Origin of the sequence: Lentzea aerocolonigenes (assembly GCF_000955955.1) — a bacterium.
GTDB lineage: Bacteria > Actinomycetota > Actinomycetes > Mycobacteriales > Pseudonocardiaceae > Lentzea > Lentzea aerocolonigenes_A.
In genome coordinates, this window is sequence record NZ_JYJG01000061.1 from 33,218 (window position 1) to 42,992 (window position 9,775).

The following is a 9,775-nucleotide window of genomic DNA, read 5'->3' on the forward strand; positions in this document are numbered from 1 at the left end:
CTTGCTTTGTGACCAGAAGTGGAGCCGCTAGCCCCGCAGCGTCGCGAGGTTCGCGCCGGTCAGACCGAGCACGGCCTGCGTCGTCGCGCGGGGAGCGGTGGCCTTGTTGAAGCCTGACGCGTCGAACACGATCGCGCCCGCCTCCGGTCCGGCGCAGACCTGCAGCGAATTCAGGTAGTTGCGTGCTTTCACGGCAGACTGACCGGTCAGCACCTGCGCGGCGAGGCCGGTGCTGTTGGCGTTCGAACCGCCCTGCGCGCTCGGGAATCCGCCGTCGGGCTGTTGCTTGGACCGCAACCATGCCAGCGCGTTCCCGGCCGGCCTGCCCTGCGCGCGAAGTGCTTGGACGACGATCGCGGTGGCGTCGACGTCGCTCACGCACGGTGAGGCTTCGAACGTGACGGGGAAACCGCCGTCGGGGCACTGCGATCCGGCGAGGAAAGAGGTCGCCTTGGTGTCCTTGAGCGCGAGGACCGCGTAGGACTGGGTGAAGGCGTTGGAGAAGTCGCCGAACTGCGAGCGGTCGGAGTAGCGGCCGGACGGTGCCTGCAACGCCTTGAGCCCGGCGATCAGGTCGGTGCCACCGAAGTCCGCTGGGTTCTTGCCCCGCACACGGGCCGCGACGACGAGCTTGGCGTGCGCACCCGCGTACGACTCGCCGTCGGTGCCCAGGTAGGCGCCCTGCACGTCCGGCTTGGCGAGCCACGCGATGGCGCGGTCCGAGTGGTCGCGGGCGTTCCTGGCGGCCGCGAAGGCGAAGATCGCGTCGATGGTCAGGCCCTGGTCCGGGTACTTCACGCCACCGAACTCGGTTTCGAAGCGCTCACCGTCGGCCATCTGTCCCGCGAGCCACCCGGTGGCTGCCTGGACGCGATGAGTGCCGGCCTGCGCGGGAACGGCCGTGGCCACGAGCGAGGCGCCGAGCGCGGCGGCGATGATCAGTTTCTGCACGTACCCGACCTTCTCATTCGCGGGCGCCGGACCGACACGTTTTGCGAGACTCGTCGCATGCGTCTCGCCCTGTCGCTGCTGCTGGTCCTGACCGCTTGCGCCACGACTCCCGCGGATCCGAAAGCGTTGCTGGACCAGTGGCTCGAGGTCGTCCGCAGGCAGGAGTCCGTGCGGTTCAACGTCGTGATCGAGGTCGAGGGCAACGACCCGCGCCGGCAGACGTACGCGGGCGTGCAGCACATCAACACCGGCGGCGGTGCGGTGGAGCAGAAGGACGTCACCGCGCACGCTGAGAGCCGGTGGGGCGCAACGGACTACCGCGCCGTGATCCTCGACCGCGACACCTACCTGCAGCACAACGAGCTGACGTTGCCCGCCGGCAAGTCGTTCGCGGTGCTCGAAACCCAGGGTGCGAGCTGGACGTGGAACTACCTGACGAACCTGTCCCTGAACGAGCAGCAGTACGACCCCGGCAACGTGTTCGCCGACCTCGACCGCGGCACGCTCAGGCTGGTCGGACACGACGGCGACCGGTACGAGTTCAGCGCGGGCGGGGTGCCGCACTCCGGCGGATACACGCAGGGCGAGGTGCGGCTCGTCGTCGAGGTGGACGCGTCGGACCGCGTGATCAAGGCCGAGCGGACCGGGCCTTCGGTCGACCGGCAGCAGGAGCACCGCATCGCGTCGTACAGCCAGTGGGGCACAGCGCCGGACGTGCTGCGGCCCGCTGCCGAAACCGTTGCGAAACCGGCTGAGGTCGTGGTCCGCACGCGTTAGTGTCGGGGAATGATCGCCGCAGATCTCCAGCGCTACCTGCAGGAGTCACGTGACTCTGTTGTGTCCTCTTTGGACGGACTGGGCGAGTACGACGTGCGCCGCCCGCTCGTGCCCAGCGGCACCAACCTGCTCGGCCTGGTGAAGCACCTGATCGGCATCGAGCTCGGTTACCTCGTCTCCAGCGTGGGCCGTCCCGCGCCGCTGTTGCCGTGGGTCGAGGACAAGTCGGTGTGGGAGAACGGCGACCTGTGGGCCAAGCCGTCGGAAAGCCGCTCGTACCTCCTCGACCTGTACCGGGACGCCTGGCGCCGCACCGACGAGTCGATCGCCGTGCTGCCGTTGGACGCTCCGGCCTCGGTGCAGTGGTGGCCGGAGCACCGGCGCCAGACGACGTTCGGGCACCTGCTCGTGCGCGTCGTGGCCGAGACCGCGCAGCACGCGGGCCACTGCGACGTCGTGCGTGAGCTGATCGACGGACGCTCCAGCGCCGACAACCCAGAGGGCTACTACGACCTGGTCCTGAGCATGGCGAGCGCGCCGATCACCGGCCCCGGCACGAGCAGCAAGAACGCGTAACGCCAGGTCGCGAGCTCGGCCAGCAGTGGCACGAGCTGGATGCTGACCACCGTCAGCCCGAACCCGACGGCGGTCAGCGCGGTGAGCGCCGTCCCGACGTAACGCGGGTCGGCGACCTCGCTCAACGACGCGCTGAACACCCCGGAGTCCGCGATCACCGCCGCGCCCCACACCGCGCAGAACGCGATCAGCAGCGGCGTGCCCCAGGCCAGCGGCGAGAGCAGGCAGCAGAGTCCGCTCACCGTGAGCGCCCCGACCGCGGCGGGCGCGCGGCCGAACCGGTCCGCCGCCCAGCCGCCGACGAGGCAACCGGCGAACCCCGCCACGCCCATCGTCAGGAACACGGTGAGGCCTGTCCTGGTGTTGCTGCTCAGGAGGAACGTCGGCAGCCACGTCCACAGCGCGTACAGCTCCCACATGTGCCCGAAGTAGCCGAGGTTCACCAGGCGCGGCTTGCGTTCGCGGAACATCTGCACGGCGTAGCGCGGGTTGAGCTGGGCGGTCGTGGCGGTGAGGAACGGTCCCGGCCGCACGAGCGTCAGTGCCGTGATCGCACCGAGGAACGCGATCGCGGCGGCGGCCACGAGCACTTCGCGCCACGGCAGCTGCCCGAAGACGTGGGGGAGCGCGCTGCCGAGCGTCAGCGCCCCGATCAGCACGCCCAGTGCTTTGCCGCGGTCTTTCGGCTCCGACCAGGACGCCATCAGCTTCATGCCGACGGGGTACACGCCGGCCAGCGCCACCCCGGTGAGGAACCGCAGCGGAATCGCGGCCGCGAGCCCGTCCACGGTGAGCCCGAGGATCAGGGTGAGGGTGGCACCGGCCGCCGCCGAGATGGCGAGCAGCAGGTGCGGGCGCACGCGGTCGGCCAGGTTGAGCACGGTCGCGCCCACCGCGCCCGTGACGAACCCGAGCTGCACCGACGCCGTCAGCCACACCGCCGCACCTGCGCTGATGCCCCACTCGGTGCGCAGCGACGGCACCACCGCGGACATCGAGAACCACACGGCCAGGCCGAGGACCTGGACGCCCGCGATGGCCGCCCGCTGGATCAGCACGCCGCGCCTCCTTCACTCACACGGGTGAAGCTTGTCCGGTTTCACGCTCGGGCTCGTCTGTTGGATGTCCGGAAAGCATGGTCATCTTCGCCGCGCAAACAAGGAAGCGCGCTGGGGGCGTCAATGTTCCACCTGCAAGCCGCTCGGCTCGGGTGGTGAGGAGCACGCCGGCCGCCCGGCTCGCCATCAGCACACTGGCAGACTGGCTCGCGATCGGCATGCTCGGACGAGGAGCAGATTCTTGAGGTCTTCGACGAGCGTGTCCGCGATGTTCTCCAGCCCGCCGACCGCGAGTGGCGGACTACCTCGGCGAGCCCGTGCTGCCGATCGTCCGCGAGCTGGAGGCCGACCTTGTCGAAAGTAAGGTCTGATCGGTTCCGATCGGCAGAGGTGCGCGAGCCGCGATCTTCGTAGCTTCGGCCGGGTGACCTGGCTTGTGATCGGCACCGACGCGGTGCTGGGTGTGTTCGTCCTGATGTTCGGCTGGCTGGTTCTGCGGCACCGGCTGCGCGGCTTCCTCGCGGGCGCTGGTGTGGTGGTGGCGTACGCGGTGAGCGAGCTCATCAAGTTCGTGGTGCAGGAGGAACGGCCCTGTCGCACGGCTTCGTCGATCGCGGAGTGTCCCGCGCCGGGCGACTGGTCGTTCCCCAGCAACCATTCGGTGATCGCCGGGGCGTCCGCGATGGCGATCTGGTCGCTGCACAAAGCGCTCGGCTGGGTGGCGGCGGTCTGCGCGGTGGCCGCGGCGGCTTCGCGGGTGGTCGTCGGTGTCCACTATGTACACGACGTCGCGGCCGGGCTGCTGCTCGGAGTGCTGGTCTCGTGGGGGATTGCGGCTCTGTTGAAGAAGAAGCGGAGCAACGAGGACGCGCCGACCGTGGTGCTGCAACGACTGCGATGATGGGTGCCGTGTGGGCTCGGCTGATCCTGTGGGTGTGCGCGGCGTCGTTGGTGGTGGCCGCGGCGGCCACGTCGCGGCCAGGGCGGCTCGCGATCTGGGAGGTCGTGCTCTACCTGGCTGTGCTCGCGGTGGCCTTCGTCGTCGTGCGGAAACGGCCGGCGGTGGCACTCGGGCTCGCGCTCGGGGCCTGGCTGGTCTGCTACCTCGTGCGCGTCGAGTTCGACAGCGCCACCGGGGTGATCGCGCTGGCACCCGCGCTCGCGATCACCAGCTTCCTGGCCGGACGCCACGCGAAAGACCCCAGGGCCACCGCGATCGCGCTCACGATCGCCGAGGTCGCCGGTGTCGTCGTCGCACTGACCGAGCGCGGCGGGTCGGACACCGCGCTCGCCGTCACGTCCGGCATCGGTGTGCTCGGCGTGGTGCCGTGGGCGTTCGGGCGGTTCCGCCGCAGGTATGCCGAGCTCCAGGAAGTGGGCTGGGAGCACGCCACCCTCCTCGAACGCGACGCCGACAACGCCCGCAACGCCGAACGTGCCCGCCTGGCAGGAGAAATGCACGACCTGGTCGGCCACGAACTGGCACGGGCCGCGCTCCTGGTCGGAGCGCTCGAACTGGAACCGGCGCTCACCGCCCAGCAACGCGAAGCCGCCAAGACCGCGCGAGCGAGCGTGACCGCAGCGGCGGAACGGCTCGCCGACGTCATGCAGGTGCTGAGAGCGGACGAGGACGAACCCGTGGCGACGATCGAAGAAGTCGTCCAGCGCAGCGGCCTCGACGTCGAGCTGATCAACAAACGCATCACGGCAATCGACGGCATCATCGCCAGAACCGTGCACCGGGTCGCCGCGGAAGCGCTGACGAACGTGATCAAGCACGCTCCCGGCGCGAAGATCACCGTCGAGCTGAGGCAGAACCTGGAGCTGCGCATCACCAACGGACCGGCCCCGAAACCACCCGCCGTCGGCAGCGGCAAGGGGCTGGTGGGCCTCGCGGAACGCGTCGCGCTCGTCGGCGGCAGGTTCGACGCCGGGCCGAAGGACGGCGGGTTCGAGGTCAGGGCGAAGCTCCCGGAACGCCCGCTGCCCCGCACCACGCCGACCCACGTCAGACGGGAAAGCACCGAAGCGGAGATCAGGAAGAGCGCCCGCAGAACCGTCCTGATCACATCCGCGGTCTGCGCGGCGATCGCGATCGGCGTGCCCGGCTACATGGTGTTCGACGCGGTCACCTCGGTTCTGACACCGCAACAGTTCGCGCAGGCCCGGCTCGACACGGCCGAGGACGACCTCGACCTCCCGCTGCGCACCCGCGTCGACAACCCGCTCGGCGTCACCGCGCCGAAGAACGCGGAGTGCCGGTACTACTCCACGCACGCCAACCCGTTCGACCACGCCCGCCACGACCTCTACCGGCTGTGCTTCCGGGAAGATCGGTTGACGCACAAGGAGTTGCTGGTCAGGAGGTCCGGGTGATCAGGGTGGTGCTCGCGGACGACGAGCCCGTGGTCAGGTTCGGCGTGAAGGCGGTGCTGGCCACCGCGCGGGACATCGAGGTCGTCGCGGAGGCGGAGAACGGCAGCGAGGCCGTCGATCTGGTCGCGAGACACCGGCCGGACGTCGCCGTGCTCGACATCCGGATGCCCCGCCTCGACGGGCTCGACGCGGCCGGCCACATCCGCGAGCGCCACCCCGACACGAAAACGCTGGTGCTCACGACGTTCGCGGACGACGCCTACATCAGCCGGGCGCTCGGGGAGGGGGCGGCGGGGTTCGTGCTGAAGACCGGTGACCCGCAGGAGATCATCGCCGGAGTCCGCGCCGTCGCAACTGGTGCCGCGTACCTGTCTCCTTTGGTGGCCAGGAGAGTCGTTGATCAACTCTCCAGAGCACATCCGCGACCCGCTGCCACGCAACGGATCGCGGCGTTGACGGCACGCGAGCGCGAGGTGCTCGGGCTGGTCGGCGCGGGCCTCTCGAACGCGGAGATCGCAGCTCGGATCCACGTCGTCGAGGGAACCGTAAAAGTGTACGTAAGTACCATTTTGAGGCAGCTCGGCGTGCGCAACCGCGTTCAGGCCGCGATCATCGCGCACGAGTCCGGGATCATCCCCAGCTGAAACGCGAACACTCGCGTATCAACGATCGCAATTCAGGTGTTGACGGCCCGAATTCCGGCGCTCTACGTTTGAGGCCAATCGGATTTCTTCCGCCGGGCATCCGGTCGCCTTTTTCCCCTGCTTCGACCGTGCATTGACACAGCCTGAAAAGGTGATGATCACATGAACACGCCCGCAATCGTTCTGCTGAGCGGCGGCCTCGATTCCACCACGACGCTCGCCATCGCGAAACAGCGAGGATTCCTCCCGTACGCGCTGAGCTTCAGCTACGGCCAGCGGCACAGCGTCGAGCTCGAGGCCGCCAGGCGGGTCGCCGAACAGGCGGGCGTGGCGCGGCACATCGTCGCCGACATCGACCTGCGGGTGTTCGGCGGTTCGGCGCTGACCGACGACATCGCCGTGCCCAAGGGGCGTGACGAGGAGCAGATGGCCGGCGAGATCCCGCCGACCTACGTGCCCGGCCGCAACACCATCTTCCTGTCGTTCGCGCTGGCATATGCCGAGGTCGTGGGCGCGCGGGACGTCTTCACCGGGGTCAACGCCGTCGACTACAGCGGCTACCCGGACTGCCGCCCCGAGTACATCGAGGCCTACGAGGCGATGGCCAACCTCGCCACGAAGTCGGCCGTCGAAGGCGACGGACGGATCCGCGTGCACGCGCCGTTGATCGACATGACCAAGGCCGACATCATCCGCAAGGGCATCGAGCTCGGCGTCGACTACTCGCTCACGACCAGCTGTTACGACCCGACCGACGACGGCGTCTCGTGCGGCACGTGCGACACGTGTGTGCTGCGTTTGAAGGGATTCCACGAGGCGGGTGTCGCCGACCCCGTGCGCTACCTGGCAGTGCCGGCATGACGTACTTCGTGAAAGAAATCTTCTACACGCTGCAGGGGGAGGGCCGGCACGCCGGCCGTCCTGCTGTGTTCTGCCGATTCTCCCGGTGCAACCTGTGGACAGGTCTGGAGAAGGACCGTCATCGCGCGGTCTGTCAATTCTGCGACACGGATTTCGTGGGCGCCGACGGCATCAACGGCGGAAAGTTCACAACGGCCGAGGAATTGGCGAATGCCGTCGCGAACGTCTGGGAAGGCGACACGGACGAGGAGCGGTTCGTCGTCTGCACCGGCGGCGAACCGCTGCTGCAGCTCGACATCGCGGCCATCGACGCGTTGCACGACCGCGGTTTCGAGATCTCCGTGGAGACCAACGGCACGCAGGTCCCGCCGCCGGGCATCGACTGGCTGTGCGTCAGCCCGAAGCTCGGTTCCACGCTCGTCGCGACCAGCGGCCACGAGCTGAAGCTGGTCTTCCCCCAGGTGGACGGCGAACCCGAACGGTTCGAGCACCTGCGGTTCGAGTCGTTCCGGCTGCAGCCGATGGACGGCCCGGACGTCGCCGCCAACACCGCGGCCGCGATCGCCTACTGCAAGCGCAACCCGAAGTGGAGCCTGTCCGTGCAGACCCACAAGTACCTGGGCATCGCATGAGCGCCCACTCGGTGTCCGTGCGGCACAACTTCGAGACGGCGCACCGGCTGCCGCACCTGGCCGGCAAGTGCGTGAACCTGCACGGCCACTCGTGGTGGATGGAGGCCGAGGTGTCCGCGCCGGCCCTGCACGCCGGGGCCGTCGTCGAGTTCGGCGCGCTGAAAGCCCGTGTGCGCGAGTGGATCGACGTCCACCTCGACCACGGCGCGATGCTCGGCGCCGACGATCCGCTGGTGAACGTGCTGGCCGAGCACAAGAGCAAGGTCTACCGCTTCGGAGCTCAAGATCCGGAACCAGCCGAGCAACTCGCGCACGGTCTCGCCCATCCCACCGTCGAGGCCGTCGCCGAGCTCCTCGCCCGCGTCGTCGAGGACGCCCTGCGCTCCCTGCCGGCCGCACCCGGCGCGCGCGTCGCCGAGGTGACGGTCCGCGAGACGCACGTGAACTCGGCCTCGTGGCGTTCGACCGAAAAGGACTCCTCATGACAGTGATCACGGTGTCCCGCGCCGACTCCGGTGTGGCAGAAGCGGCCGAGCACGCGCGGGCGATGTTCACCGCACTCGGCATCCCTTGCGACACGACGTCAACCGAACGAACGCCGTTGCGGTTCGTGAGGGCGTTGGCCGAGCTGACCAGTGGGCTCAGGCTCGACCCCACCCGGCACCTGCGCGTCCAGTTCCCTCCGGAGTCGGTGAACCAGGGCGTGATCGCCGCGGTCGACGTGCCGTTCGTGGCGTTGTGCGAGCACCACGTGCTGCCGTTCCTCGGCCGGGCGACGGTTGCCTACCTGCCGTCGCCGGGTGGACAGATCGTCGGGTTGTCGAAGCTGGCCAGGGTGATCCAGGAGTTCGCGGCCCGGCCCCAGGTGCAGGAACGGTTGGGAGAGCAGGTGGTCGAGGCGTTGATGGGTCACCTGGCGGCTTCGGGCGCGGCTTGCCTGATCCGGTCCGAGCACGCGTGCCTGACGATGCGCGGGGCCGAGGCGCACGGCGCGGTGATGGTGACTTCCCACCTGGCCGGGGACTTCACCACGGATGCGGCGTTGCGCACTCAGGTGATGGGCCTCGCTCCGACCTGCATCAGGAGGTGACCGTGCTGTCCACTGGATACCGAGGGCCTCACGCGCTCAGCAACCGCGGGTGGCTCGACTTCGTGGCGCGCCTCGAGCGCCGTGAGGAGATCGCTTTGGTGCGGTCGCTGACTTCGGGCAACTCCCGGGCGCTCGACGTCGGTGGCGGCACCGGGGAGTTGACTCACGCGGTCGCCGTGCAGCTGGGCGGGTGCACGGCGGTCGAACCTCACACGGATCGGGCAACGCGGCTGCGGGAAACGGGCATCGAGATCCTGCCGGGCAGTGCCGAGGAGCTGCCGTTCGACGACGGCACGTTCGACGTGGTGCTGGCCAACTGGATCCTGCCCTACGTCACCGATCTCGAAGCTTCGGTGCGGGAGATCGGGCGGGTGGCCGATCTTTCGCATCCCGAGGCCAAGGTCGTGTTCATCGGTGGGGCGCCGGACAACGAGCTCGTGGCGTTGCTGAACGAGACCTGCGTCCCGGTCGCCGGTGAGCCGCCGGACGACCAGGGTTATCTGCTCGCCGTCGCCGAAGAGGTGCTGGGACGGCAGGGGTTCAGCCGGTTCGACCTGTACCGGACGGAAGCCGCGCTGCACTTTCCCGAGGCTGATCTGGACGACCGGGTGCGGGCGGCGGCGCGGACCCTCGTCAACTTCTGGTACGAGGAGCATCCGGCGGCACCCGAGATGCTCACCGCCGTGGAACCCGCGCTGCGGCGGCATTTCGCCCGTCGCCCGCACGCGGTGGGCGATCAGGGAGTGGTGCTGGTCGCCCGGCCTGGCCCGGCTTGACGGCGTCTGCAAGTACTACCAACTGCGAGTTGGT

General features: G+C 69.0%; 12 protein-coding genes. 10 read left to right on the plus strand and 2 right to left on the minus strand.

Going from position 1 to position 9,775, the window contains the following annotated elements; all coding sequences use genetic code 11:
• Nucleotides 1-27: 27 nt before the first annotated feature.
• Nucleotides 28-951 (minus strand): prenyltransferase/squalene oxidase repeat-containing protein, encoded by a 924-nt coding sequence (locus UK23_RS11160; RefSeq protein WP_231114460.1) that lies wholly within the window; start codon nucleotides 949-951, stop codon nucleotides 28-30.
• Between the two features lie 57 nt (nucleotides 952-1,008).
• Between UK23_RS11160 and UK23_RS11165 the strand changes: the two genes are divergently transcribed.
• A complete protein-coding gene (locus UK23_RS11165) occupies nucleotides 1,009-1,728 on the plus strand; it encodes a hypothetical protein (RefSeq protein WP_045311361.1) in 720 nt (239 codons plus the stop codon).
• Between the two features lie 9 nt (nucleotides 1,729-1,737).
• The gene (locus UK23_RS11170) at nucleotides 1,738-2,304 is read left to right on the plus strand and encodes a DinB family protein (RefSeq protein WP_052684561.1); all 567 of its coding nucleotides are present in this window, start codon (nucleotides 1,738-1,740) and stop codon (nucleotides 2,302-2,304) included.
• Here the strand turns inward: UK23_RS11170 and UK23_RS11175 are convergent.
• Nucleotides 2,235-3,362: an MFS transporter gene (locus UK23_RS11175; protein WP_045311362.1), complete on the minus strand. Its 1,128-nt coding sequence runs from the start codon at nucleotides 3,360-3,362 to the stop codon at nucleotides 2,235-2,237. The two genes, UK23_RS11170 and UK23_RS11175, sit on opposite strands and share 70 nt — an antisense overlap.
• 424 nt (nucleotides 3,363-3,786) lie before the next feature.
• Between UK23_RS11175 and UK23_RS11180 the strand changes: the two genes are divergently transcribed.
• The 8 genes from UK23_RS11180 (at nucleotide 3,787) to UK23_RS11215 (ending at nucleotide 9,741) form a co-directional block, all read left to right on the plus strand.
• Nucleotides 3,787-4,263, plus strand: coding sequence for a phosphatase PAP2 family protein (locus UK23_RS11180; protein WP_045311363.1), 477 nt, complete (start codon nucleotides 3,787-3,789; stop codon nucleotides 4,261-4,263).
• 8 nt (nucleotides 4,264-4,271) lie between these two features.
• Nucleotides 4,272-5,738 carry a sensor histidine kinase gene (locus tag UK23_RS11185; protein WP_196777699.1) on the plus strand — a complete coding sequence of 489 codons (1,467 nt, stop codon included), beginning with the start codon at nucleotides 4,272-4,274 and terminating at the stop codon, nucleotides 5,736-5,738.
• On the plus strand, nucleotides 5,735-6,382 hold the full coding sequence (locus tag UK23_RS11190) for a response regulator (RefSeq protein ID WP_045311365.1): 648 nt from the start codon (nucleotides 5,735-5,737) through the stop codon (nucleotides 6,380-6,382). The genes UK23_RS11185 and UK23_RS11190 overlap by 4 nt, the downstream gene beginning before the upstream one ends.
• 162 nt (nucleotides 6,383-6,544) lie before the next feature.
• Entirely contained in the window at nucleotides 6,545-7,243 is a 699-nt protein-coding gene (gene queC, locus UK23_RS11195) for a 7-cyano-7-deazaguanine synthase QueC (RefSeq protein WP_045311366.1), read from the plus strand.
• Nucleotides 7,240-7,875 carry a 7-carboxy-7-deazaguanine synthase gene (queE, locus tag UK23_RS11200; protein WP_045311367.1) on the plus strand — a complete coding sequence of 212 codons (636 nt, stop codon included), beginning with the start codon at nucleotides 7,240-7,242 and terminating at the stop codon, nucleotides 7,873-7,875. The genes queC and queE overlap by 4 nt, the downstream gene beginning before the upstream one ends.
• Nucleotides 7,872-8,360 (plus strand): 6-pyruvoyl trahydropterin synthase family protein, encoded by a 489-nt coding sequence (locus UK23_RS11205; protein WP_045311368.1) that lies wholly within the window; start codon nucleotides 7,872-7,874, stop codon nucleotides 8,358-8,360. The genes queE and UK23_RS11205 overlap by 4 nt, the downstream gene beginning before the upstream one ends.
• Nucleotides 8,357-8,965, plus strand: coding sequence for a GTP cyclohydrolase I (folE, locus tag UK23_RS11210; protein ID WP_082114570.1), 609 nt, complete (start codon nucleotides 8,357-8,359; stop codon nucleotides 8,963-8,965). Before UK23_RS11205 ends, folE begins: the two co-directional genes overlap by 4 nt.
• 2 nt (nucleotides 8,966-8,967) lie before the next feature.
• The gene (locus tag UK23_RS11215; protein ID WP_196777700.1) at nucleotides 8,968-9,741 is read left to right on the plus strand and encodes a class I SAM-dependent methyltransferase; all 774 of its coding nucleotides are present in this window, start codon (nucleotides 8,968-8,970) and stop codon (nucleotides 9,739-9,741) included.
• Nucleotides 9,742-9,775: the final 34 nt, after the last annotated feature.